This window comes from Natrinema sp. 1APR25-10V2 (assembly GCF_031626495.1).
Taxonomy (GTDB): Archaea; Halobacteriota; Halobacteria; order Halobacteriales; family Natrialbaceae; genus Natrinema.
This window is the reverse complement of sequence record NZ_JAMQOJ010000006.1, coordinates 417,236-443,867: the sequence shown is the minus strand read 5'-3', so window position 1 is coordinate 443,867 and position 26,632 is coordinate 417,236. Positions and strand designations below refer to the sequence as shown.

Sequence of the window (26,632 nt, the reverse complement as noted above, 5' to 3'; positions counted from 1 at the left end):
CGTGTATCACATAAATCTGTCCCAACAAATATCTAAAATCAGATATTATTAAACGCGCCCATCCTATTCAGAAATAGGACTTAGTGGACTTTGAGTCGATTCTGTCCCATCTCGATGCTCTGAAACTCGCGAATCTAATTCCCTTTCTGTTCGACCCACTGAGGCCTGCCGGAACGTCAGGCGGGACGGGGACTACCGTGAGCTCATCATACAACCGATCGGCACCGGCGAAATCAGTACCATTTTCTAGATAACCACCGGCCGCAGGCCGGTTATTAGAGTGTTCACCGATAGACCACAACCAAGTTGGCGGGCCAGATCTACAAGGATTCAGAAGGGGTTTATCAAAAGCGCTCGCATTGGTGGGTATGATACAGACACGCGACCACGTCGTGCGAATCGACCTCACGACGCGGACGATCCGTCGCGAACGCGTCCCGGAGCGATGGCGACGACGGTTCCTTGGCGGGAAAGGGCTCGGTGCCCGGTATCTGTACGCGGAACTCGAGGCGGACGTAGATCCGTTGGGGCCGAACAACGTCCTCGGTGTCTTGCTCGGTCCGTGCTCTGGCTATCTCCCTGGCGAAACGAGGTATGCGGCGGTTACGAAATCACCGCTCACCGGCGGATTCCTCGATTCGTATGCTGGCGGGCGGTTTCCCGCTCGCCTCGCAGGCGCCCTTCCCAACTGTCTCGGCCTTCTCGTGACAGGTCGTGCAGACTCACCAGTCGCGCTTCAGATCGGCGGCGACGGGGTCGAACTCAGCTCCGCCAACGAACTTTCCGGTGTTGATACCGAGGCCGTCGCGGACGCGTTTCCCGACGCCGCGACCGCATGTATCGGTCCGGCCGGCGAATCGATGGTCCGATACGCGTCAATCGCATCCGACGGCGGTGATCACCACGCAGGTCGCGGCGGCGCGGGTGCCGTCATGGGCGCAAAGAACCTGAAAGTGATCGTCGTCCGCGGCGATCCGGTTCAACCGACAGGCGAACTCATGAGGCTGCATCGGGAGTACGCCGATGACTACCAGAATCACGAGACCGGCCGTTGGTTACACGCGGGTGCAACGATCGAGAGCCTCGATTTCGCTGACGAGACGGGGCTGCTCGCGACTCGAGGCTGGCAGAAAACGACCTTCGACGAGAGCGAGGCGATCGGCGTCGAAGCCGTCAAATCGTCTGCCGTCGACCGGGAGTATCCCGACGCCGATTACCCGGGTGGGTTCCGCATCGAAACCGACGAGGGGGACACCGTTCCGCGCGGTGCAACCGCGATGACGCTGGGGGCCGGGCTCGGAATCGACGACTTCGACGACGTCGCGACGCTCGGTGCCGTCTGCGATCGTCTCGGGATTGACGTCATTGACGCTGGGAATGCCGTCGCGTGGGCGATCCGCGCCGCTGACGCGGGGTACGTTGACCTCGAGGTCTCGTTCGGCGACGCCAGTGGAGCCGCGGCACTGATCGAGCGGATCGCGACGCGAGCAGGGCCGGTCGCGGACGCGCTGGCCGACGGCGTCTCCATCGCCGCCGACCGGTATGGTGGCGAGGCGTTCATTCCCACCGTGAAGTCGATGGCCGTTCCGTCGTACGATCCTCGGCGGGCGGGAAGCATGGCACTGGCGTACGCGACAAGCGACCGAGGGGGATGCCACCGTCGAGCCCGTCCGTTCGAGCGAGAAGTCTTCGACGGGGAGTGGACGCTCGAGACGCAAGTCCAGGCCGTCATCACCGCACAGAACGTCCGTTCAGTGCTCTGGAGCCTTCCAACGGATGACTTCCTCGGAGACGTTTTCGACGATCTGGGCGCCGAATGGCTGGCCGCGCTCGGCCGCGAATACGATGCGAGTGACCTCTACCGACTCGGCGAACGGGTCTGGACGCTCGTCCGACTGTTCAACGCTCGGGAAGGGTTCGATAGAGACGACGATAGTCTCCCGGCGGTCTTTCGCGACCCGCTTCCAAGCGCTCAAAACGAAGCCAGTGCGATCGATCAGGACGACTTCGAGCGGGCGATCGACCGGTACTATGCGGCCAGGGGCTGGGGACCGAACGGACGACCGCTCCCCGCGACGCTCGAGCGACTCGGACTAACCGATGTCGTCGACAGCGAGACGCCACTCGATACTCCGCCTGCGGACTGGACGCAAGAGGCGTCTCTCGGTCGAGGCGATACCGAGTGAGGTTGCCGCTGTCGCTCGCTCGTAGGTCACCGGAACTCTACTTCGTCTGGTCGTTCCATGAGAGTATTCGCCAGCGTCTCTCATAGAATTCACCATTTTCAACCGCTATCGAGGTAGCTATCACGTCCGGTCGCCAGAGGGATACTCGATCGCTGACTTCGATAGCGAGACGCCTCAATCGTCGGTGCCAGTAGTCTCGGCAGTGCCTGCCCCGACATCAGCCGTTTGCAGCACGTCCGCATCAGTTTCCGGGCCGAGCGGTTCGACACGGACGCTTGAGACCTTGTACTCTGGAATTCCAGATGTCGGATCGAACGTTTCCTGTGTGAGTTTGTTGACCGCTCCGGCGGCGAAGTGCATCGGGATGAACAACGTCCCCGCGTCGACGCGGTCGGTCACCTGTGCTTTGACGACGATCTCGCCGCGCCGGGACTCGACGCGAACGTAGTCCTCGTCGTCGATGCCGACCTGTGCGGCCAGTTCAGGGTGGAGTTCGACGAAGCTCTCGCCCACGTGGCTCATGAGTCCCTCGACACGGCGGGTGAGCTGTCCGGTGTGCCAGTGATAGAGGACGCGACCGGAGGTGAGCGTCAGCGGGTAGTCTTCGTCGGAAATTTCCCCGGGTTGCCCGCTGTCTGCCGGGACGAAGCGGGCGAGCCCGTCGTCAAAATTGAAGTTGCCCTCCTCGTAGTCGTACAGATACGGCGTTCCGGGGTGGTCTTCGTCTGGCACCGGCCACTGGAGCCCGTGCTCGGGGGTCTCTTCGAGGCGATCGTAGCTGACGCCACCATAGAGCGGCACGAGATGGCTGATCTCATCCATGATCTCCTGGGGATGGTCGTAGTCCCAGCTATACCCCAGGCGATTCGCCAGCTCCTGGGTGATTTCCCAGTCCTGACGTGCGTTTCCAGGTGGCTCGGTTGTCGGGCGGACGCGCTGGATACGGCGCTCCGTGTTCGTGAATGTCCCGTGTTTCTCCGGTGACGTCGCCGCGGGGAGGATCACGTCAGCGTGTTCCGCCGTCTCGGTCATGAAGATGTCCTGGACGACGAGGAAGTCCAGTGCCTCCAGGGCCTCACCGGCGTGTTCGACGTTCGGCTCGGAGAGAGCAGGGTTTTCGCCGACGATATACATGCCACGCAGGTTACCATCGTGCGCTTCAGCGAACATCTCTGGGACCTTGAGACCGGGTTCGACCGGTGGACGGTCTCCCCAGACGTCCGCAAACTTCTTCCCGATCTCGTCGTCGGATGGGTCCTGGTAGCCGGGCAGGCTCCCGGGGAGCGTCCCCATATCACCACCGCCGCCCTGCACATTGTTCTGGCCACGGAACGGAGAGAGACCGGCCCCCGGTTTCCCGAGCTGCCCGAGCGTGAGCGCGAGGTTCGCGAGTGCCAGGATGTTCTGCGTGCCGTGGCTCGACTGCGTCATGCCCATCGCCCATCCGAAGACGACGGTATCGGCCTCGGCGAGCGTCTCAGCGGCCGCCTCGAGTTCCTCGGCGGGAACGCCGGCGACCTCCTCAACGCGTTCGGGTGTGTACGGTTGGACCTTCTCGCGGAGGTCGTCGAAGCCCGTCGTATTTCGTTCGATGAAACTCTCGTCGTGGAGGCCGTGTTCGATGATATACCGGATCAGCCCGTTAATCCAGGCCACGTCGTAGCCCGGCTTGGTCCGGGTGTACTGATCGGCGTGTTCGGCGATGCCGACTTTCCGCGGATCAAACACTACTAGATCGGCTCCGTCACGGACGTTCTGCTTGATGCGTGTCGCCAACACCGGATGGGACTCGGTCGTGTTTGATCCAGTGATGAGATAGGCATCGGCCTCGCCGACGTCTTCGTTGATGCGGTTGGTCATCGCGCCGTAGCCCAGCGTCTGCTGGAGGGCCGCCACCGTCGAGGAGTGACACAGACGGGCGCAGTTGTCGATATTCTTCGTTCCCAGAACCTGCCGGGCGAACTTCTGGACGAGATAGGCTTCTTCGTTGGTACCCTTCGACGATGCGAGACAGCTGACGGCATCGACGCCGTGCTCGTCCTGAATGTCGCGGAGGTTTTCAGCGACGTGCGTAAGCGCGTCGTCCCATGAGACCGGCTTGAACTCGCCGGACTCAGTCCGGACGAGCGGATCGGTGAGTCGCCGGTCGCTGTTCGCGAATTCGTGGCCGAACTTCCCTTTCACGCAGGTCGAGAAGTTATTAGCGGGTGCTGCAGACGGGTCGTCGACCGGCTCAACACCGATCGCGTTGCCGTCTTTGCCCCACATCTCGAAGCGACAGCCGACTGCACAGAACCCACATGTCGTCTCCGCGGTCTCGATGCGGTCAAGGCGAACGTCGCTGACGAAATCGGCGATGTCGAAGAGCCGTCCCTCTGGCAGCGTATTCATTGCGACGCTCTCGGCGGTGTGTTCGCCGGCCATCATCGCTTTGCGGCCGTACTCGCCGGCTAGTTCCGTTGCGCGCGTTTTAGCGCCTTGCATGAAGCGGGCAAGCCCAGTTTCGTCGTCACCGGACGCTCCAGCCAAACCACCAGTTCCGGTCTCGCCTGGTATGGGCGATCGATTGGGAGCGGTTGTGTCGTCGAGCGTCTCGACATCGTCGGTGTCGATGACGTCCCCGATGGAATTGCGCTGGGTGAACCCGGGAAGCGGCAGCGTCGCGGCACCGCCGATGCCCTTCTCGGTGAGCGCACCAGTCGGACAGACGGTGGCGCAGTGACCGCAGGAAACACACTCGGACTCGGCCATCGTCTCGGCGTCTGACTGGAACCCGATCCGCGTGTCCTCACCGTGGCCCTCGATGCGGAGTACGCCTTCGACTTGCACGTCGTTGCAGCCCTCGACACACCGGTTACAGAGGATGCACTTGTTGCGGTCGATCTGGATGAACGACGAGGTGTCGTCGAGCGGTTCGTACTCGTCTCGGTCCGCGAACACGCCGTAGCGCGGATGGTCGACGTCCTCGCTGATCGCGGCGTCTTGCAGTTCGCATCGGCCGTTTCCGTTACAGGTCGTACAGCGGAGGTTGTGGTTCGACAGGACGAGATCGAGGTTGACACTTCGGCTCTCCTCGGCGTCGGGAGTATCGGTCCTGACCGTCAGCCCGTCCTCGGCGGGAAACGAGCAGGAGGGAACAAGGCCGTGTTCGTCAGTCTCGACCATACAGGTCCGACACTCGCTTCGCGGCCCGATCTCGTCGCTCGCGTCGCCTTCCCGATCGTAGTAACACAGAGCGGGAACGTCGGCGTCGTCCTCGAGGCCGTCTGCGCCCGGGCTGACGGACACCGTCTCGTCGTCGACGGCTTGTATCGCGTCGATGACGGTCGACCCAGGCGGAACGGTCACCGACTGTCCGTTGATCGAGAGGGTCGTTGGTTCCTCGCCGCCGGAACCAGCGGGTGGATCGTTCGCAGTGCCGGTCTTGAACGTTGCCGTCACCGGTGTCTGTTCTCGCTGGTCGTCGACCTCCGGTACTCGTGGCAGTGGCTTGTCCGTACTCATAGTTTCTCAGTACACGTCCCACTCGGGCACCGCCCGTCGGCGTGACCCCGAAACTCGGATCCGAACTCGTCGATGGCTGTTAGAACGGGCCGCGGTGCATGGGCCCCGATCTGGCAGTTACTCGAACGCTCCATCACTCGTCCTAATTCGCGGATGTCGGCGCTCCGGAACGACCCGCGGTAGATTTCGCGGAGCAATTCCGTGAGTTGTTTCGTTCCCTCGCGGCCCGGTACGCAGCGACCGCTGTTTTCTTCGGCGGCGAATCGTGCCCGCTCACCAGCGATCGCGACCACACAGCGGTCGTCGCTCAATAGTTCGACGACACCGTCGGTCCCGAGACCCGCGGCTGAAAGCGACTGGGCGGTGGGAGCAACGTCCAGATCGGCGGTTATCCCGCCGAAAACCCCGCCGATGCAGGCCATCTTGAACGGACCGTTCATCGAAACGGCGTCCTGAGTCGCCGCGAGTGTCGTTTTTGACTCTAATTCGATGGTCGCCGGCTCGTCGACGTCGCCGGTGACGGTCACGAGCCGCGTCCCCGGATCCGAGGCGTCCACGTCGAACGACGTCGGTTCGCGAAGCGCTCGCTGTACCTGCGCGAACGTCCGCGGCGTATGCACGACTGTCGGTCGACCGTAGAGGCCGTACTCGGCCGGCGTCGGCGGCTGCCGGCGCGGCTCGAGCCGATCCGCTCCCTCCATCGCCTCGAGCGCGGTCGTCGGTGCGCCAGCGCGGTACTCGTCGGGACCAGCGACGATATCGGGAATAACTGGGAGTTCGTCCGCAGCCGCGTTTACGGCCTGCTGTACATGGCGCTGGAGCGCCGTTTCACGCTCGTTCAGATAGAGTACCGCGTCTTCGGCACCGACAACCGCCGCAACCGCCGCAACGCCGTCGAGGACCGCAATCGGTGCGGCGGCTAGCAGCGTTCGATCGGCCTGCTGTCGGTCGTCGGACTCGTTCGCGTTGACAACGACGACGGGCTTGCCGTCCGTCTCGCGGGCCAGTTCCCACGCCTTGACGACCGGTTCGTCCACGTGCGCGTCTCCCCTACCGCGGCCGAGTATCCCTGCGTCCGCAACTGCGTCAACGTTCTGTTCTTTTGAACGGAGGTCGTAATCGCCCGGGTTGAGTGGGTCAATCCATCCACACGGCCCGAGGAGGCGGCGATGACCGACCGACAGCGGTCCACTGTCTGGAATCGGGAGCGACAGGACGTCTGGATCGTGTTCAACGACCGCATCGGCGCAGGCAATTGGTAGTCCGCTCGAATTTAGTTCGGTCGCAACTTCGCGAGCCGCCGACAGGGATGGCGAATTGAAGAACGCTGTCCGTCCGCCGTCGGTCGCTAGGAGCAACGGTTCGTGCTCACCGATCCCAGTTGGGCCCGTTCGGACGACCGGAACGGAGCCTACAGCGTCGCGGGCGGCAGCGCAAACGCGATTACCACGGTTTGCTCCGATATCCGCCGAAACGCGAATGATCGGCGAACGACGAACCGCTCCTGATGCATCCGTCATCGATATCCGTAATTCAGTGCCCGGTACTAAAAACCACTCGAATGTCACAGTGCAACGTATGTCGACCTGTGCTGCACTCGGTACCTACCACTCAGGGGGACTGTCGAGATCCCCTCACCGAATTTCATCTAACCCAGGTTTATTTGAACGGTGGAAGGGGCAAGAGGACCTAATACACTCACTACACGGGTTTACTATCTTGTTCTAATATTAGTGGGGTGGAATAACTGACTACCGTCTATTAGTACTCAATCAGCGCCTCCGTTCGGAGTGAAACCACAGTGAGGACATCTGGATGGATACTGTTGTGGCTCAACGGTCTCTCGACACTCGGGGCAAATGTACTCCATGTGAAGAGCAATGATCGACAATCACTAAAACCTTTTCTGACAATCGACGTAACCCAATCGCCTGGCAAGCGAGATCGCCCGCTAGGCGTGAGGGATCACGGAATCGAGGTGGCAGACTTTGTTGAGGGAGAGGAGTTCTATGGGCAACACCTAGATCAGTACCCATATTTTTTATATCAGTATGGGAAAGGAGTACCATATGGACGTCAAGGTCGACCCCGACGATATCCTCAAACAGCCAACCGACAATCGTGGCCGAATTTATCTCGGTAGCGAGTACGCAAATAAGACTGTTGAGATCGCTGTTCTGGAGGTTGATAGTAAAGAATAACTGCAGCGTACTGAAGAACCTTTACAGGCTATACTCCGGCGACAGGGCTCTTGATCCCCAATATCGGTCTCACTGGGTCACGTTACCGGAGCGTTCAAGACTGATCTGATAAGCCCAGTAGCAGAGCCAGGAGTCAGACCGAGGCCTAACTCAAGTGTCATCCGCAGCACTGCTGGATTTTCCGTTCATAAGATATTTGGGGTTAAATAATTTCAAGCCTTCAAAATTCTTTACTCTCACGAAAGATGATACAGAGTAGGCCTTCGGTCTGTAGATCAGGCGACTCTACTTTCTAATCTGCATCCATTTGCATGTTGACCTCGATGACGTTCGCTTTGTCGCGGACCAGCGTCGGCAACTCCTCGCGGAATCGATCCCCGCGCATGCGACTCGTGGGGCCACAGACGCCGATTGCGGCTACGACCGTACCGCTCGGTGCATGAATCGGCGCGGCGACACATCGCAAGCCCCGGGTTCGTTCGCTCTGGCTGAAGGCGATTCCCCGCTCGCGGATCTCCTCTAATTCCTCGAATAACTCGGCTGACTCCGTAATCGTCTTCTCCGTTCGCTTCGGCAGGCCGTGCGTATCGATGACCTTTCGTACCTCGGCTTCGGACATGTGGGCGAGAATCGCCTTTCCTTGCGACGTATAGTGGAGATATTCGCGCTGGCCCGGGCGAATCGTCGTCTCGATCGCGTGCTCTCCTGCTGCTTTCGCGAGATAGACCCCATAGCCCTGTTCTCGAACGATCAGACGGGCCAACTCGCCCGTCTCTGCAGCCATCTCCTCGAGCGGCTCTTGGGCGAACTGCCACACTTCATTCTGATGTTTGACGTACTCGCCGAGCTCGAGTAAGAAGAGGCCGAGCTGATAGCGTCCGTCAATCTCGGTCACGATGTTGTTTCGCTGCAGCGTCTTCAGGTACGTGTGCGCCGATCCTTTGGACATATTCACCTGATCCGCGATCTCGGTTACCCCCGCGCCGTCGAGTTCCCGTAACGCCCTGACGATTTGACACGCCTTCTCAACGGATTGAATCGTACGTTGGCCCTTGTCTTGTTTCTCGCCCATACCAATTGCTCCCCCGTCTATAACTTATATATTCGGGACGGATACAGGTTCTATTCTACCAGGGTCGGGATGATTTTCTATCATAGTCTAATGTGCAAACTTCGGTTAGAGCGGCACAGAGGGAATTGCGCGAACAGAGATACCACAACCGGTTTGACTTGGATCGCCGAGCCATCAATGCGATAGAGCTACCTCCGCAGTGTTTTAACAACAAAAATGGATTATTTTTCGGACAGACTAGGGAAGTTTGTCAATTGTGAACAGACACCCGTGACAGGAGGTATAAACGATACTGGCGCTGCTATCTGACTGCGTATGTTTCCCATTACAGAACTGATGCGGACTGTCCACTTCCCTGGACTTGAATCGATTAGCTAATTTCGAGAATAGCTGTCATCGCCACTTTAGACTAACAACAGTACTATTGTTAGTCTATCCGTTAGTGATTCAGATGAGCGATGGGCAGTTTCCTAAGACAGGCAGGACAGATCTCTCGACTCAGCAGTCGGCAAACCCGCAATGTCAGATACGGCCTGCCAATGGATTCCGCTTTTAGCGGGTCAGCCACCCCGAATTGGATCACCGTATCAGTTTTTGAAGTGAATTTCTCGGCGAATAAAAACTTGCTGCCGCCTAACTCTCGCTGTCCGTAGTGCGTTTGTTAACACCAAACGCAGAGCTATTCGCCCGAATGCATCTCTTATCTCTGTTCTATCGTGCGAACGCAGGCGAAGATGCAAGATACGCATAGATTTTCGCTGAATTATCGGCTGTGGTGCCAATATAATATAATGGGATATATACACCTTCTATTTTTACATGATGATAAGATGTTGGTTTGGTAGTATCAAACAAGCTCTGAGGAATTCAATTACTATCACCCGTTGCATAGTGGTTTAAACCGGTCATTTGAAGCTAGCGAACGAATCTTGGTGCATATACGATAAATATTTATCAAATACAACCCCCCAGAAAACGCCGCATATCTATCCATGGGTAGTCAACTGAAACCAGACATCTCCCACCATCGTGGCTATAACCCCGCAACGATACCTAACTCAGCTATTACAAGCCGTAAGACTCTTTGTTTCGTTATTCGATTTGTTAGGTACAGATGGCTGTACTCTGGCTGGACGAGATCGGTGCCGACGACCTCGAGAAGGTCGGCGGCAAAGGTGCCTCCCTGGGCGAGTTGACGGGCGCGGGGCTGCCCGTTCCCCCGGGATTCGTCGTAACCGCCGGGACCTATCGCTCGTTTATCGAAGAAGCCGGAATAGACGAGGAACTGTTCGCGGCGGTCGACGTCGACGTCGACGACTCGGCCGCGCTGGCCGACGCGGCCGACCGCGCACAGGAACTCATCCTCGAGACGCCGTTCCCCGACGACCTCCGCGAAGAGATCGTCGCGAGCTACCGCGAGGTCGGCGACGGCGAGGCGTTCGTCGCGGTGCGCTCGTCAGCGACGGCCGAGGACCTGCCTGACGCCTCCTTCGCCGGGCAACAGGAGACGTTCCTCAACGTCACCGAGGAAGACCTGCTCGACCGCGTCCGCGAGTGCTGGGCCTCGCTGTTCACTCAGCGGGCGATCTACTACCGCCAGGAGCAGGGCTTCGACCACTCCGCGGTCAACATCGCGGTCGTCGTCCAGCAGATGGTCGACGCCGAGAAGTCGGGCGTGATGTTCACGAGTCACCCCTCGACGGGCGATCCGACGATGATCATCGAGGCCGCCTGGGGACTCGGCGAGGCCGTCGTCTCCGGCGCCGTCTCGCCGGACAACTACGTCATCGACCGAAAGGACCGGTCGATGGACGTCACCATCGCCGAGAAGAAGGTGATGTACGAGAAAGACGAGGCGACCGGCCAGACCGTCGAGCGCGACGTGCCAGAGGACAAGCGGACCCAACGGGTCGTCTCCGACGACGAGATCGACGAGCTCATGGACCTCGGCGAGCGCGTCGAGGACCACTACGGCGAACCCCAGGACGTCGAGTGGGCCATCGTCGACGGCGAGGTCTATATGCTCCAGTCCCGTCCGATCACCACGATCGACGAGAGCGACGGCGACGCCGCCGAGGCGGCCAGCGGCGATACCGCCTCGAAGGGGCTGACCGACGGCAGCGGCGTCCAGACGGCCGAAGGCGGGGGCGGCGCGTCCGACGCGAGTTCCTCCGGCGACGTGCTCGTCGACGGCCTTGGCTCGAGTCCGGGCACGGTCAGCGGCCCGGCGCGGATCGTCACCAAACTCGACGATCTGGCGAAGGTCGGCGAGGGCGACATCATCGTCACCGAGATGACGATGCCCGACATGGTTCCCGCGATGAAACGCGCTTCGGGAATCATCACTGACGAGGGCGGCATGACCAGCCACGCCGCCATCGTCTCGCGAGAACTCGGCGTCCCCGCCATCGTCGGCACGACCAACGCGACGACCGTCCTGGAGGACGGACAGGTCGTCACGCTCGACGGCGAGAAGGGGTCGGTGCTCGAGGGGACGGCGGTCGAGCCCGACGAAGAGACCGAACCCGTCGAGGAAGTTCGGCCGCAGTCACCGGTCAAGCCGATGACCGCGACCGAGGTCAAGGTCAACGTCTCCATCCCCGAGGCCGCCGAGCGCGCGGCCGCGACGGGTGCCGACGGCGTCGGTCTCCTTCGCACGGAGCACATGATCCTTTCGCTGAACCAGACGCCCGCCAAGTACATCGAGGAAAACGGCGAGGACGCCTACATCTCCGAACTCGTCGACGGTATCCGCGGCGTCGCCGACGAGTTCTATCCGCGTCCCGTCCGCGTGCGCACCCTCGACGCCCCCACCGACGAGTTCCGCCAGCTCGAGGGCGGCAACGACGAGCCCGAAGAGCACAACCCGATGCTCGGCTACCGGGGCATCCGGCGCTCGCTGGACCGACCCGACGTCTTCGCTCACGAACTCGAGGCGTTCCGTCGGCTCTACGAGATGGGCTACGACAACGTCGAGATCATGCTCCCGCTGGTCAACGACGCCGAGGACGTCCTGCAGGCGAAAGAACTCATGAAGGAAGCGGGCATCGACCCCGAGAAGCGCCGCTGGGGCGCGATGATCGAGACGCCGGCCTCGGCGCTGTCGGTCGAGGGGATGGCCGAAGCCGGCATCGACTTCGCCTCGTTCGGCACCAACGACCTGACCCAGTACACGCTCGCCGTCGACCGGAACAACGAGAACGTCGCCGACCGCTTCGACGAACTCCACCCCGCCGTGTTGCGGCTGATCGGCGATGTCATCGAGACCTGCCGCGAACACGACGTCGACACGAGCATCTGCGGCCAGGCCGGCTCGAAACCCGAAATGGCCCGCTTCCTCGTCAACGAGGGCATCAGCTCGATCTCGGCGAACATCGACGCCGTCCGCGACGTCCAACACGAGGTCAAACGGGTCGAGCAGAAACTTCTGCTCGACTCACACCGTTAAGTCGAAACAAACCGGCACTATATTCTATCGGCTTTATATACTAATTATGGATAGAACTGCGGTGAGACCGACGAAACACGCGCACTTGGCGTAGAAAGAGTGGGGTCTTCTCGGGACAGAAGCCACTACTCCAACCGAAACGGTCCGTAGCTTACTGCAAGTACTCCGAGGCGATCTTTTCGACGTCTTTGTCACCTCGTCCGCTTACGTTCACGAGAAGAACGTCATCCTCGCTCATCTCGGCGGCCACTTTCTTCGCGAGAGCGACAGCGTGACTCGACTCGAGAGCGGGAACAATCCCTTCGTACTCACAGAGGTCTTGGAAGGCTTCGAGCGCTTCATCGTCAAGGACGCCCCGATACGTGCACCGATCCATCGCTTGATAGTTCGCGTGTTCCGGACCCACTCCGGGATAGTCGAGGCCCGCAGCGATGGAGTGGACTTCGACATCGTCGTCGATTACCTGAGTTCGCATTCCCTGATACACTTCCTCTTCCCCCTCTGAAAGTGGTGCTGCGTGCTGGTCAGTCTCGAGTCCTTTTCCAGCGGCCTCCGCACCATAGAAATCGACTTCGCTGTCGTCGAAGAATGGATGGAACAGGCCCATCGCATTCGAACCGCCGCCGACGCAAGCGACAGCAGCGTCCGGTAATTGGCCCTCCTGCTCGAGGATTTGTTCGCGTGCTTCTTCACCGATTACCGACTGGAAGTCACGGACCATTCGCGGCCATGGATCCGGACCGACGACCGAACCGACCATATAGTGGGTGTCATCAGAGTTTTCGATCAGATCTTCCATAGCCGCATCGACCGCATCTGCGAGGCCAGCACCGCCGCGTGTGACCTCATTGACGGTCGCTCCCATTTGCTCCATCCGGAAGACATTCATCTGCTGCCGCTCGACGTCCTTTTTGCCCTGGTAAATCTCTGTCTCGAGACCAGTGAGCGCACCAACGATTGACGTCGCTGTTCCATGTTGGCCAGCACCCGTTTCAGCGATCAGTCGCTCTTTCCCGGCGTGTTTGGCCAGTAGTGCTTGGCCGAGCGCGTTATTCAGTTTGTGAGCCCCACCGTGAACTAGATCTTCCCGTTTGAGATAGATGGTCGTCCCGTACTTCTCGGAAAGCGTCGGTGCATGGTAAAGCGGGGTAGGACGACCTGCGAAATTACGCATCAGTTCGTCGAGTTCCTCCTGGAACTCTTGATCCTCTTTCAAGCGGTCGTACTCATCGGCTAGATCCGCGAGTACCTCTTCTAATTCCTCTGGGACATAGCGTCCACCGAACTGTCCGAAAGTCTGCGCCTGGGCTGAGTCGTTAGAACCCATAAGACGTGATATGGCAATAATCCACATAAATCTATTCCATATTTGACCGTTCCGGGCGAGTGTATTTTGATTTATTCTTATGGATATTTATATGTGGCTGTCACTCACAGTCTGGATAGCATGGAATAATTCTATAGGAAAGGATCGAGTCTGAAACAATTCCGTAGACGGCCTGATGAAGAGACCAGCCTGACTATTTTCCTCGCCGAAACACCCCATCGAGCCGCTCTCTAATTATGACAGTACTATCGTCTATCTAATCCCGGCCCGAATCAATACGTCCGCTCATCCTATCTCCGCCACAATAATGTGCGGAAGAGTATTGCTTTTCTAACAACTAGGAGATCACACACCGTGTTCTTGAAGTTGCTCGTCTCCCGATAGATCCTCGTTGGCTTTACCTTTCATTCCCTCCCCGATCCCACTGGCAAGTGCAGCCAGGGTTTCGGGGTCATCCCAATGATTGACTGCGTCAACGATAGAGTTGGCCATTGCCTCGGGATTTTCGGCTCCGAAGATCCCACTCCCGACAAAGATGCCATCACAACCATGGTGCATCATCAATGCGGCATCCGCTGGTGTCGCGATGCCCCCAGCAGCAAAGTTCACAACGGGTAGACGCCCCATTTCTGCCGTTTCATGTACTAATTCGGCGGGAGCATCGTTTTCTCGAGCCCACGATTCCCGTTCTTCAAACGTCATCCCTTCCAGCGATCGGATCGCCCCCTTGATATTCCGTTGATGATGGACAGCCTGATTTACGTCTCCCGTCCCCGCTTCGCCTTTCGTGCGAATCATCGCGGCGCCTTCGTTAATTCGGCGGAGCGCCTCGCCGAGGTCGCGAGCTCCACAAACGAAAGGTGCCGTGAATTCACGTTTGTCGATATGGTAGCGGTTGTCGGCAGGGGTGAGCACTTCGCTTTCATCGATCATATCGACGTCAACGGCTTCGAGGATTTCGGCTTCTTTGGTATGGCCGATTCGTGATTTCCCCATGACCGGAATCGAGACCTCGTCGATAATCTCACGGATAGTATCTGGGTCCGCCATACGAGAAACCCCTCCCCGTTTACGGATATCCGCTGGGACTGCCTCAAGCGCCATGACGGCGACGGCCCCGGCATCTTCGGCAATTCGGGCCTGTTCACCATTGACGACATCCATAATGACCCCTCCTTTCTGCATTTGGGCGAAACCGCGTTTGATGAGTTCTGTTCCCTGACGGAGTTCCTCTAAATCGGATGCTTCTGCCATGCTTTTCCTATCTTTTATCGCCCAATATATATCTACTGGCCACTGTAGAGGATCGGCTTCGGAGAGGCATACGGGTAGAGTCTTGCGGAACTCGATTGTCCTGGACTTACCAACTAAGTAGCTATCTCGATCGAGAGTTGAAAGATGTCTTTCGGCAATTTTTGCATAGGTCATCCACACACCACAAGTGTAGAACCAGTAGCAGATCCTGAATGCGGTATTGGTGATCAAATTGACTAGATGGCTCAGAGATCGTTGATTAGAGCGAGGGAGGCGACGTCTTTTAGATCCAAAGTACGCGTAGTAGAGTCCGTCGGCAATCGGATACCTACACTCATTTTTAAGCCTGACTCTCACTAGACAGTAATATTTATCATGGTGGACTAATACTGGAGTGGTATGAGGCGTCATACCAGACGTCGGTTTGTCGAAGCGACCGCTTTCGCTAGCGTCAGTGCCCTGGCTGGCTGTATCGGTGGGGCCTTTAACGAGAGCAAGTACGAACGTGCAATCGGGATGCCATCCCCGCAGTCGGGCCCACTTGCGACTAACGGAGAAAGGGCACTCCAAGCCGCGGAGATTGCAGTCGAAGACTTCGCTGATGAGGCATCCGGAGAAGTCACGCTCGAGAAACAAGACGGAGAGGGTGACCCAGAAGCTGCGATCACGGTCACGCGTGACCTCCTCGATAACGGCGTTCCAGCTCTCACCGGAACGTTCTCGAGCGACGTCTCAACAGCGCTCAGCAATCACGCCGAGAGCGAAGAAGTCCCGTTCATGACGGCCATTTCTGTCGCTGCGGAGGTCGTCGAATCAGGGGACGAGTATACGTTCCGGATGACGGGGAATCTGAAGCAAAAAATGACGGGGATGGTTGAGTTCCTCAACCAACAGGGCGTGTCCGGTATTAGTGTCATTGCCGCTGATTATTCAATGGGGCGATCGGCAGTTGATTTCCTTGAGCAGCAAGCCAATAACTACGATATTGAACTGGTATCAGACGCCGTGGTCCCGATGAGTACCAATGACTTTGTACCGGAACTCCAGTCGATTAATACCGGCGAGATCGATGCGATCTTTTGCCCGTTCCCGGGTGGCAATGGGCCAACACTCGTCCAACAGATGCGTGAACAGGACATGTTCGAAGAAGTGGATATCGTAATCGGGCACGATTCGTACGGAACGGAAGCATTTCGGGAAGCGCTCGGCGAGGACATCGTCGATATGTATAATTGGGGAGTCGACCTCAAAAACGAACGCGCACAGCAGGCGTCTGAACAAATGCAAGACGAATACGATGTTCGGATGGACGCGCTCAGCCTTCCCAACTATGATGCGGTTCGGATGCTAACACAGGTTATTGACGAACAGGATTCCGTCGACGCTCAAAGTGTTCGTGACGGACTCGCCGATATAGAGTACGAATCTGCATCTGGATGGGATGTCAGCTTCGACGGGGATGGTAACAACGAAGCTTTCCAGATGATTGTAAGCAAGTGGGAGCAAAGCGATGGGGAGATCAGAAACGTTCCCCAGTATACGAGCGATGTTATCAAGCCCTAGTTGGTATAAATGAGCGAGATACTGGAACTGGAAGATATAACGAAAACATTCGGGGGAATCATCGCGCTCGATGGGTTCGAGGGGTCTGTGGCGGCGGACGACATTACGGGCCTCATCGGTCCGAATGGGGCCGGCAAGACGACCCTGTTCAACGTTATTACCGGCGCCCTTGACCCCGACTCGGGTACCGTTCGGTTTCAAGGCGAGGACGTGACCCGAGAGCGCGCTCACAAAATCTGTAGAAAAGGAATCGCAAGGACGTTTCAGACACCGAAACCGATTCGGTCGCTGACGGTGGAAAAGAACCTCCGTGTGGCACATCGGTTTGGTGGCAGCGACTCCACTCTCGATGAAGAAGAACTGTACCAACGCACGCTGGAGTTCTTCGACCTCGGGAAGAAACAGAACGTTCGTACCGAAAATTTGCAACTCATTGAGCAGAAGCAGGTCGACGTGGCTCGCGCGTTGATGTCTGCTCCGACGTTGTTACTGCTTGATGAGATCATGGCGGGACTCACCCCCACAGAAAAGATTGACATGTGCGAGACGATCAAACAGCTCAATAGTGAGTTCGATATCGCGGTACTGCTCATTGAACACGACCTGAAGCGGATGCGATCAATCTCGGACACAATTATCGCAATGAACAACGGGAGACACTTGCTGACCGGAAGTCCAACGGAGGTGTTAGAGGACGATGGACTCCAAGAAGCCTACATCGGAAAATAAGATCCTGAAGGCGGAGAATATCGAGGCTGGGTACGGCGAGTCCCAGGTCCTTCGGGACCTTTCCTTCGAGCTAGAAGAAGGTGAAATCCTGTCTATTGTCGGCCCAAACGGTGCCGGCAAGACGACGCTTATGCGCGTCCTCATGGGATTGATTACGCCGTCAGATGGCAGCATTCAAATCGAGGATGAGACCGTTACCGACACTTCAGTCCACGACCGCGTCGGTAGAGGATTGTCACTCGCATCCGAGGAGCGAAACTTGTTCCAAGATATGTCCGTGAAGGAGAACCTCATTCTGGGTTCGTACCCCAATCGAGGGGAAAACCGGAGCGAACGGATCGATCGTGTCTTCGAGCTATTTCCTCGGCTGAAGGAACGGCAGGATCAGCAGGCGGGAACTCTCAGCGGAGGCGAGGCTCAGATGCTCGCTATCGGTCGTGCGCTGATGACCGACATTCGCATCCTCCTGCTCGACGAGCCGTCACTCGGACTCGCTCCGAAGCTCATCCCGGAACTGTTCGCCAAGATCCGAGAGATCAACGAGAAAGGAATTTCAGTCGTTCTCGTCGAGCAACGAGCGAAGGAAGCGTTAGAACTGGCTGATTCGGGATGTCTCATCGAGGACGGAACGATCGTTCACCGTGGGAAAGCGTCAGACATGGCTTCGAATGACGAAGTGATTGAAAAATACCTGGGGGGTGCTTGAAATGGCAACCTCGGTCGATCAAGTTGTATTTATCGTCAGTAATGGATTGATCTTCGGAAGCATTCTTGCGCTAGTTGCCGTCGGTCTGTCGTTGATCTTCGGTACCCTTGACGTCCCGAACTTTGCGCAGGGAGAGTTCGCTAGCGTATCTGGGTTCGTGGTCGTCGGATTGATCGGAATCGGTATCGGATTAGTCCCGAGCATCATCGCCGGAATCGTATTTGCGTTTATCGCGGGTATCACGGTCGAAAAATTGGTAATCGGAAAGTTCTATGGGCGTGACGAATTCCTCCTGATGACTTTCTTCGCGACGTTTGGGATTTCGATCATCGCTGAAAACGTCTTACGGCGACAATTCGGTGGCTTTCGGCAGATTCCTTCACCGGACCTCGGAAGTGTCGTTATTGCGGGAACATCGATGGATCTGCTCCGACCGGTCGCTGGAGTGATCGCAGTGGTAATGCTACTCGGTCTCTATTTGTTCACTCGTCACACGTACACTGGGCTGGCAATACGTGCAGTCTCGAGTGATAGGCGCGGTGCGGAGATGGTGGGTGTGAATTACCAGTGGATCTATATGCTCACGTTCGGCATCGGTGCAGTCCTTTCCGGCATTTCGGGAATCCTGTATGGGATGTTGTTCACCCTCTCGCCGACGACGGGTGTTACCCTGACGACGTTTGCGTTTACAATCGTCGTTCTCGGTGGTGTCGGTAGCTTCGTCGGAACGATCTTCGCAAGCCTTCTGATCGGACTGGTCGATACCCTTACTGCGACGGTAGTCGGAAGCCGGTGGCGGTTCTTCGCGATCTTTGCAGTCCTATTCGTTGTCCTGATTTTCCGTCCTGAGGGACTACGGGGTGGTAGCACATGAACCGGCTCGAGGTGGCTGACAACCGACTGTTCGACCGGATTACGGACTACCGACGGCCGATCAGTGTCGCGATTCTTGTGCTCGCGCTGTTCCCGCCGTTTTTGGTCCCGTCAGGTCTCCTGTTTAACCTCACACTCGTATTCGTTTATGGAATACTCGCGTTCTCCGCGATCCTCCCGATCGGTTATGCTGGTCAACTGATCCTCTCGCAAGGCGCGTTCTTCGGTATCGGCGCTTATTCGTACGTCAAATTAACCGGAGTCGGGCTTCCCCCCATCATGTCGATTCTTGTTGCGACGATATTCACCGGTGGTGTAGCGTATCTGCTGGGACGCCCTGCCACACGTGCAAGCGGGATATATCTAGGCATTATTACGTTAGCATTCAATGAATTGTTTGTTAATGCACTCAGATTATATCCCGGGTTTACAGGTGGTAGTACGGGGCTCTCGGTCCCGGCGTTGTTCCCCTCTGTGGCGACTGATATGATCCCGAGTAGCGTTCTTTTTTACTATCTGCTATTAGTCGTCTACGCTGGCACGATCCTGACCTTCCGGCGAATACTTCAATCTGAGGTCGGCTGGGCGTTGCTAACTATGAAAGAGGATAACGTACTGGCCGAGTCGATCGGGATTGATACGCAGCGATACCAGTTGTTATCATTCACAACGGCTGGGCTCGTTTGTGGTCTCGCCGGGGGTCTCTTTGCACCGTTCACCGGGTATCTCTCGCCACCGATGTTTGATCTGCACAGGACGATTGATATAATTCTCGCCGCAGTCGCTGGCGGGTTGACCGTCCCGTTCGGTAGCATATTTGGGGGCTCTATCGTGGTACTCCTTCCGGAACTTCTACGATCGTTCGCCGATATCAGGCTCATCATCTTCGGCGTATTGTTGATCCTGCTGTTGATCTATCTTCCACAGGGGATCGGCGGCTGGTTCGAAAAACGGTTGTAAGCAGGGCGCATTTCCAGTCCACGGCCTTCGGTGCCACGTTTGCAGTACCCGTTCCTGAGCGAAATGAGCGATATTTTCACACCTTCTCGATGGGGTAGACCGGCATGCGGTACCCGGTTTTGCACCCTCTGACAGTGTAGAGGGCTTCAGTAAAGGCCGCTGATAGCAACAGCTCGTCCTCTCGTGCGACACGGTGGATCACCGTTACGTATTCGCGACCGTTTGCAACGACGCCGAGCGTGGAGTTCCTACCCTGGTGGAACCGCTTCAGACAAGGGACGTCTTATAGTCCGGGCGGAAGGTCCTCATCAAAAGCCACCTGGTGTTTTCTCTTGCTTAGACGATCTTTCACTGGTGATTGTCACTCGCTGTCGACTGACTCAGAGGAGACATCAGTATAAGTGACTTTCCGCGAGTCGGTCCGAGTGATTTCGAACACGCCTGCGATATCTGGGTCTGGTCCAGAGACACGCACCGTGTCGGACATCCAATCATTCGGATCGGTTTCTCGTTGTTTGGCAGGGAGGAGAGGGAGAAGAGACGAGAGAGCATACATTGAAAACGGCTGGCCGTCCGGAAACACGAGGTCTTCTCCGTGAACTTCAAAATAATCGCCAACGTCGTAGTTTGCTTCCGCTTCGCCGTTGATTTCGATACACTCTACACGAAGGTCGTAGAGGGTGAATTCCCTCTCTTCCGGGTTTTCTGCCATCGCAATCATACGATGTCTAGAGAATACAATAAGTGTTCCTTTCTCCCCAATTGATGCCGCGACTACAGCCGCCGTAGATGGCGAGGCGCTAACCGGTGATTCTCATGGCATCTCGAACCGATTCCGTCCTCGGTCGTAGAGCAAACCTCACGTAGCATCACACAACTGCGGTTGATATCTACCGGTCGAGATCCGTACTGCACACGATCTCCCGCATCAAGAAGAAATATATTGTGACGATACGATCACGAACCGAGGTGATAGTAGGGCACCTCCAATGCCGGTTCCGGATGGCAAAGCCGTCACCGTGTGCAGTGAGTGTCTCGTGAACGTGGTGAACTTGCGCTCGCCCCAACCTCGGATGAATGCGCAGGCACTTCATTCTCGTTCCGGATAGCGGAAAGGTTTTGATTCTTCAGGTGAGAGTTTCCCATGCATGCAGGTCCTAGTTACGGATCCGATCGCAGACGCGGGTTTAGACGTGCTCAGAGAAGCTGGCCATGATGTCGAGACGGGCTACGAACTCGAGGGTGACGCCCTCCTCGAAGCGGTATCAGATGTACATGGAATGATCGTTCGCTCAGGAACGGAAGTCACCGACGAGGTTCTAGAGGCCGCCGAAGATCTGGTCATCGTTGGTCGTGCCGGTATCGGCGTCGATAACATCGACATCGACGCCGCGACCGATCACGGCGTCATCGTTGCCAACGCTCCCGAAGGGAACGTCCGTGCCGCCGCCGAGCACACCGTCGCGATGACGTTCGCAGCTGCCCGGTCGATTCCCCAGGCACACATTCGGCTGAAAAACGGCGAATGGGCCAAAAGTGACTATCTCGGTGCGGAACTCAACAACAAGACACTGGGCGTCGTCGGGCTGGGTCGTGTCGGCCAGGAGGTCGCCAAGAAGCTCGACTCGCTTGGCATGGACGTCGTCGCTTACGATCCCTACATCAGCGAGGAGCGCGCCGACCGCATCGGGGCCGAACTCGTCGACCTCAAGGCGAGCCTGGAGCAGGCGGACTTCCTAACCGTCCACACGCCGCTCACGCCGGAGACGGAGGGGCTCATCAGCGAGGATGAACTCGACTTACTCGGCGACGGCTACCTAATCAACTGCGCTCGCGGCGGCGTCGTCGACGAGGACGCTCTCGCGGCGAAAGTCGAAGACGGGACGCTGGCCGGCGCGGCGATCGACGTCTTCGCCGAGGAACCGCTGCCCGCTGACTCGCCGCTGCTCGAACACGACGATACTATCGTCACGCCCCACCTCGGGGCCTCGACGGAGGCCGCTCAGGAGAACGTCGCCACCTCGACGGCCGAACAGATCAATGCCGCCTTAGCAAGCCAGCCGGTCACCAACGCCCTCAACGCCCCGTCGATCGACGAGAGTGCCTTCCCCCGCGTCGAGCCGTACATCGAGATCGCCGAGACCGCGGGCAAGGTCGCCGCCCAACTACTCGACGGCCGCGTCGAGGACGTCGAGGTCGTCTACGAGGGCGACATCGCCGGCGAGGACGTCGAGTTCGTCACCGCGAGCGCGCTCAAGGGCATTTTCGAGCCAGTCCAGTGGCAGGTCAACGCCGTCAACGCGCCCCAAATCGCCGAGGACCGCGGCGTCGACGTTACCGAGTCCAAGACCCGCCAGGCCGAGGACTTCCAGAGCCTGGTCTCCGTGACCGTCAGTAACGATGATAACGAAATTTCGGTCGACGGGACGTTGTTCGCGGACGATGATCCACGTATTGTTCGCGTAGACGGCTACCGAGTCGACGCCATTCCACACGGTCAAATGATCGTCACGCGAAACACCGACGAGCCCGGTGTTATCGGTTTCATCGGCTCTGTCATGGGTGAGTACGACATCAACATCGCTGGCATGTTTAACGCCCGCGAAACCATCGGCGGGAAGGCCCTGACCGTCTACAACGTCGACGGCCCTATCCCCGACGAAGTCAAAAAGGAACTAGAAGGGGACGAGCGAATCAACGAGATTAGCGATATCACCCTAAACGGTCAAGATTGAGTCTGGTATCCGTACGAGCAGCCTGTTAATCCCTCTCGCCTTCTCGTTGTCCCTGCGAGCATCGGCCCTGAAAGAGTTCTTCCGCCTAGCGGACCGCCACTCACGGCTGGTGCCGTTGACTCTGGAAGGGCACCTCCTGTTGCCGAGGCGTGTGTTGGAGGAGTCAGTAACGTCCTCGGAGAGATGTCGCCCGATTCGACCAACGAGGGGAAAACTATCCGGTTTTGACACCAGTGATATCGCACGTACTGACGGAGCGAGGGACAGTCCCTAACGACCCCGTCTCAGACAGAGCCGTTCAGTTCCACGTACTCCTCGATTCTATCGAATCCGAGTTCAAGACGGTCAAGGCTGTTCGCGAAACTAATACGAATATACTCGTCGAGCGTGTCCCCGAAGCCGACACCTGGAACAACCACCACACCGTGCTCCTCGAGTAATTCTCTGGCGATCGTCGTGCTCTCGACACCGAGTTCCGAGCAATCGAGGAACGCATAGAACGCCCCGTCAGGCTCCGGACAAGAGATACCTGGCAGATCCTCGACGCGGTTGACGACGTATTCCCGTCGGTCATCGAAGGCCGAGAGCATTGACTGAATTGGCTCCTGATCTCCTGTGAGTGCTTCGACAGCCGCTTGCTGAGATGGAGCAGGAGCACAGGTCACGATGCTCTCGTGAAATTCGAGCGCTGCATCGGCGACTCTTTCATCGGCCGCGAACCAGCCGACACGCCATCCAGTCATCGAGTATGTCTTAGAACAAGACCCGACAGTGATTACATGTTCCGGGTGCGCTGTATTACTAGCGATCGACTGAAACTGTTGATCGTAAACAATGTCCTTGTATACCTCGTCTGCGATAACGTACGCATCGTGTTCGGCAGCGGCTTCAACGATCTCTGCTGTCGCGGACGGGTCGAGTATCTGCCCGGTCGGGTTCGACGGGGAAGTGAGAAGAATCGCGGCGGTCTCATCGGACATCTGGTCGATCAAGAGTTCGGTGTCCAGCGCGAACCCTTCCTCTTCACAGAGAGGGACGTTGACCACGTCAGCATCGGTCATGATCCCTTGTATCTGGTAGTTCGGCCAGGCGGGAGTCGGGACGATGACTTCGTCACTGGGATCTACGACAGTTATACACGCGAGCGCCAGCGCCTCGACGGCCCCAGCCGTAACAATGATCTCGGAGTCCGGATCGTACTCGTAATCGAGATCATCAGCGATGGCGTTTCGGAGTTCAGAAATCCCAGTGCTTGACGTGTAGTGGGTCGCCCCGTTTTGGGTCGCTTCCAATGCGGCGTCTATGATGTGGTCCGGTGTATCGAAGTCCGGTTCCCCGATCTCCATATGGACGAGATCTCGATCGCGGTACTCATGAGCGAGATCAAACATTTCTCGGATCGGAGATCGGCTTACTCGTTCGGTTCGGCTAGCTAATGATAGGCCATTACCATCTTCTGGATTCATGTTCCACTTATCGTAGAGAAGAGACATATACCTTGTGATCGCAAAAGGCTGCTCGGCGTGGATGGCCGTCGGCTTCCGCTCCGAAGGAACGAGCACGACGCAGAGACGGGACGCCTCACAGCGTCTGCTTTCGTCGTAACGGACGCATTGTGTACGGAACAGATGCCTGTGTCGCGGTCGCCTCTCAGTTCCGCAGTAGTCATGACAGTCGCCGGTAGTTCCTGTGGGACCTGCTGTGTATCGCTGCACCCACGACTGAACCCGCACCGATAAAATCGATCCGGAATTATAAGAATCTTATAATTATTATTTTGATTCCGTGGGATGCCATGTCATGGTATGGCTAAGCCAGATGCCACCATGCAAGCCGTGACCGCTGAGGTACCTCCCATCAATTCGCTCACGGTCGAGCAAGCGCGACAGGGATACAAACAGTACCTAGAAATCGAAGAAACGATCGCTGACGTCGGTGACGTGCGTGATACAACTATTTCCGGATTGGACGGCGATATTCCGGTCCGAATCTACGAACCGACGGGGACCGGCGCGCGGCCGCTCGTCGTCTGGATGCACGGCGGCGGGTTTATCTTGGGCGATATCGAGTCGTACGATCCGACCTGTCGCGCCCTCTGTGATGTGCTCGATGCCGTCGTCGTTTCCGTGGACTACCGACGTGCGCCAGAGCATCCGTTCCCGGCAGCCGTCGAAGACTGCTACGTCGCAACGGAGTGGGCCGCCAAGTCCGCTGAACGGCTCGGTGCGGATCCCGATAGGCTGATCGTCGCCGGCGATAGCGCTGGTGGGAACCTGGCCGCATCAGTCGCCCACTTGGCTCGTGACAAAGGCGGCCCATCGATTCATCACCAGGTCCTGATCTATCCGACGACGACTTTCAAATTCAATTTTGACACGGAAAGCGAACCGAATACCGACTTTTTCCTTACCGAACCTGACCTCGAGTGGTCCTGGGATCTCTACCTCGACAACGAACTTCACGGAATGACTCCGTATGCATCGCCGCTCCAAGCGCGATCGGTAGCAGACCTTCCACCGGCGACCGTCATTACTTGTACCTTTGATCCGCTTCATGACGAGGGCGTAGAATATGCCGATCGTCTCGAAGAAGCCGGCGTCGAGGTTTCACATAAAAATTACGACAAGATGATACACTCTTTCATCACGTTACTGGCGGAACCGCGAATCGACCAGGCGTGGGACGCGCTCGACTTCATCCGAGCGAGCCTCTACGATGAGCCAAATGGCGAGTGAGTAGCGCACGGCCTCGGCCGCTCAACCGCGTACTTGTCGCTTGCGTCTTTCCGAGAACGGATAGCGCTGACAGAGAGTCACTGATGGCCGTCAACGTCCGATGCCGTACGGAAGCGAGATCGAACCGGAGTATCTGTTCTATAGGTTCTCACTCACACGAGTCTCCCTTGTCTCTTCTTCCATCTTCCGGAGATAGGACATATAGTCCGTCCCTCCAGTTCCTTCGGTGTCTCCGGTCTCCTCACGGATATACTGGATCACCTGCCCAAAGTGAACATCTCTGAATTCCTCGAGGTTGCTCACACACCTGTTATAGGTCTCCCAGAGGTCGTCCTGATCTTGTTCAGTCACATACTCGACGATGTCGGGACCACTGTCGAACGTCTCGATAGCGGACCTATGCAACGGCGGCATATAACTCCGCATATCTCCGAGTTTCTCAGTCATCTCCGTCGCGTCATGCTCTATTCCGAGCGTCGCATCGATCGAGGGAAGTATGGAGCTCTGTGCACCAGATCCACCACGTAGCGTTTGCGGCGTCCCCTCTAACTCATCTACACCTTCGAAGTAAATTTCATCGAAGCCGTCGTAGTAGGGCCGATACTCATTGGCAAATACCGACGTATCGTTGCCTTCGGTCATCTGCTCCATGATGTCGGTCATATCGCTGATCGAGCTCGCCATCGTGTCCAGCGTCTCCTGTAATAATTCCGGTTCATCGTCGATAACTGCCTGTTGTGCGACCGGACACGCATTTACTGCAGGGCCAGCGGCTGCTTCAATTGCAACATGGATGATGACGAACCACCGCTCGTCATCATAATGTGTAAAGCTCTGGATCAGGTCCAAGTTATCGAGCGATATGTCTTCGTCTGGGTCCTTCCTTTGGAAGTTGTGGAGGCAGAGGAGATCGTACGAGAGGATTGGTTTTCTGCCGATCTCCATCGAGGTTTCATAGAGGGGAACTGCAATACCGGCCGGGAGAGTCGACACCGAGTCCCCGTCCGGCAGGTCATGGTTCACATATGTACTCGCAAAGAATCCACTCAACATACACAGGCGCGTTCGCTCCCGTTCAGTGAGTTCGCTCAATAATCCGTCGGGCGGAGTGGCGATCGAGCGAAGCGCCGGTCTTACCCCGCCCGATTCGACAAGATTGGGGAGTTCGTTTCCGAGACGGTCCAACTGGTTGAGGTATCTACTGACAACTGGCCGATGACGATCGGTATCGAACTCAGTCAACGGATCACGCGATGGGAGGAACCCACGTTGGCGGTCAATCTCTTCTGGGAACTTCTCGAGTGACATCTGATCACAGTTACCAATCTCGGGACTATTA

Annotated in this window: 18 protein-coding genes; 10 read left to right on the top strand and 8 right to left on the bottom strand. The window is 57.5% G+C overall.

What is annotated here, in order from left to right; translation table 11 throughout:
• Positions 1-368 precede the first annotated feature (368 nt).
• The gene (locus tag NDO75_RS20480; RefSeq protein ID WP_310908462.1) at positions 369-2,186 is read left to right on the top strand and encodes an aldehyde ferredoxin oxidoreductase C-terminal domain-containing protein; all 1,818 of its coding nucleotides are present in this window, start codon (positions 369-371) and stop codon (positions 2,184-2,186) included.
• 174 nt (positions 2,187-2,360) lie between these two features.
• Here the strand turns inward: NDO75_RS20480 and fdhF are convergent, their stop codons facing one another.
• Together fdhF and NDO75_RS20470 are read right to left on the bottom strand one after the other, a co-directional pair.
• Complete coding sequence (gene fdhF / locus NDO75_RS20475) at positions 2,361-5,690, bottom strand: formate dehydrogenase subunit alpha (protein WP_310908461.1); 3,330 nt, start codon at positions 5,688-5,690, stop codon at positions 2,361-2,363.
• Complete coding sequence (locus NDO75_RS20470; protein ID WP_345784914.1) at positions 5,687-7,210, bottom strand: NADH-ubiquinone oxidoreductase-F iron-sulfur binding region domain-containing protein; 1,524 nt, start codon at positions 7,208-7,210, stop codon at positions 5,687-5,689. The genes fdhF and NDO75_RS20470 overlap by 4 nt, the downstream gene beginning before the upstream one ends.
• A gap of 531 nt (positions 7,211-7,741) precedes the next feature.
• Here NDO75_RS20470 and NDO75_RS20465 point away from each other — a divergent pair.
• Complete coding sequence (locus NDO75_RS20465) at positions 7,742-7,891, top strand: hypothetical protein (protein WP_310908460.1); 150 nt, start codon at positions 7,742-7,744, stop codon at positions 7,889-7,891.
• A gap of 292 nt (positions 7,892-8,183) precedes the next feature.
• Here NDO75_RS20465 and NDO75_RS20460 read toward each other — a convergent pair whose 3' ends face one another.
• Positions 8,184-8,963 carry an IclR family transcriptional regulator gene (locus tag NDO75_RS20460; RefSeq protein ID WP_310908459.1) on the bottom strand — a complete coding sequence of 260 codons (780 nt, stop codon included), beginning with the start codon at positions 8,961-8,963 and terminating at the stop codon, positions 8,184-8,186.
• Positions 8,964-10,077: 1,114 nt separating this feature from the next.
• Here NDO75_RS20460 and ppsA point away from each other — a divergent pair.
• A complete protein-coding gene (ppsA, locus tag NDO75_RS20455) occupies positions 10,078-12,411 on the top strand; it encodes a phosphoenolpyruvate synthase (RefSeq protein ID WP_310908458.1) in 2,334 nt (777 codons plus the stop codon).
• 151 nt (positions 12,412-12,562) lie between these two features.
• Here the strand turns inward: ppsA and trpB are convergent, their stop codons facing one another.
• Together trpB and pdxS are read right to left on the bottom strand one after the other, a co-directional pair.
• A complete protein-coding gene (trpB, locus tag NDO75_RS20450; protein ID WP_310908457.1) occupies positions 12,563-13,738 on the bottom strand; it encodes a tryptophan synthase subunit beta in 1,176 nt (391 codons plus the stop codon).
• A 345-nt stretch (positions 13,739-14,083) separates the two neighbouring features.
• Positions 14,084-14,992, bottom strand: coding sequence for a pyridoxal 5'-phosphate synthase lyase subunit PdxS (pdxS, locus tag NDO75_RS20445; protein ID WP_310908456.1), 909 nt, complete (start codon positions 14,990-14,992; stop codon positions 14,084-14,086).
• 399 nt (positions 14,993-15,391) lie between these two features.
• On the opposite strand from pdxS, the gene NDO75_RS20440 reads away from it, so the two are divergent.
• From NDO75_RS20440 to NDO75_RS20420, 5 genes are read left to right on the top strand one after another with little or no spacing between them, the layout of a single operon-like run.
• A complete protein-coding gene (locus tag NDO75_RS20440; protein ID WP_310908455.1) occupies positions 15,392-16,555 on the top strand; it encodes an ABC transporter substrate-binding protein in 1,164 nt (387 codons plus the stop codon).
• Between the two features lie 9 nt (positions 16,556-16,564).
• Positions 16,565-17,284, top strand: coding sequence for an ABC transporter ATP-binding protein (locus tag NDO75_RS20435; RefSeq protein WP_310908454.1), 720 nt, complete (start codon positions 16,565-16,567; stop codon positions 17,282-17,284).
• Positions 17,253-17,990 (top strand): ABC transporter ATP-binding protein, encoded by a 738-nt coding sequence (locus NDO75_RS20430; RefSeq protein ID WP_310908453.1) that lies wholly within the window; start codon positions 17,253-17,255, stop codon positions 17,988-17,990. Before NDO75_RS20435 ends, NDO75_RS20430 begins: the two co-directional genes overlap by 32 nt.
• Position 17,991: 1 nt before the next feature.
• Positions 17,992-18,864, top strand: a complete 873-nt coding sequence (locus NDO75_RS20425) for a branched-chain amino acid ABC transporter permease (RefSeq protein ID WP_310908452.1) — start codon at positions 17,992-17,994, stop codon at positions 18,862-18,864.
• On the top strand, positions 18,861-19,823 hold the full coding sequence (locus NDO75_RS20420; RefSeq protein ID WP_310908451.1) for a branched-chain amino acid ABC transporter permease: 963 nt from the start codon (positions 18,861-18,863) through the stop codon (positions 19,821-19,823). Before NDO75_RS20425 ends, NDO75_RS20420 begins: the two co-directional genes overlap by 4 nt.
• A 361-nt stretch (positions 19,824-20,184) precedes the next feature.
• Here the strand turns inward: NDO75_RS20420 and NDO75_RS20415 are convergent, their stop codons facing one another.
• On the bottom strand, positions 20,185-20,535 hold the full coding sequence (locus NDO75_RS20415; RefSeq protein WP_310908450.1) for a TIGR04076 family protein: 351 nt from the start codon (positions 20,533-20,535) through the stop codon (positions 20,185-20,187).
• Between the two features lie 436 nt (positions 20,536-20,971).
• Between NDO75_RS20415 and serA the strand changes: the two genes are divergently transcribed.
• Entirely contained in the window at positions 20,972-22,558 is a 1,587-nt protein-coding gene (gene serA / locus NDO75_RS20410) for a phosphoglycerate dehydrogenase (protein ID WP_310908449.1), read from the top strand.
• 284 nt (positions 22,559-22,842) lie between these two features.
• On the opposite strand, the gene NDO75_RS20405 is transcribed toward serA, so the two are convergent.
• Positions 22,843-23,904 carry an aminotransferase class I/II-fold pyridoxal phosphate-dependent enzyme gene (locus NDO75_RS20405; RefSeq protein ID WP_310908448.1) on the bottom strand — a complete coding sequence of 354 codons (1,062 nt, stop codon included), beginning with the start codon at positions 23,902-23,904 and terminating at the stop codon, positions 22,843-22,845.
• 459 nt (positions 23,905-24,363) lie between these two features.
• Between NDO75_RS20405 and NDO75_RS20400 the strand changes: the two genes are divergently transcribed.
• Positions 24,364-25,293 carry an alpha/beta hydrolase gene (locus NDO75_RS20400; protein ID WP_310908447.1) on the top strand — a complete coding sequence of 310 codons (930 nt, stop codon included), beginning with the start codon at positions 24,364-24,366 and terminating at the stop codon, positions 25,291-25,293.
• Between the two features lie 138 nt (positions 25,294-25,431).
• Here NDO75_RS20400 and NDO75_RS20395 read toward each other — a convergent pair whose 3' ends face one another.
• Entirely contained in the window at positions 25,432-26,601 is a 1,170-nt protein-coding gene (locus tag NDO75_RS20395) for an indoleamine 2,3-dioxygenase (RefSeq protein ID WP_310908446.1), read from the bottom strand.
• Between the last annotated feature and the right edge of the window lie 31 nt (positions 26,602-26,632).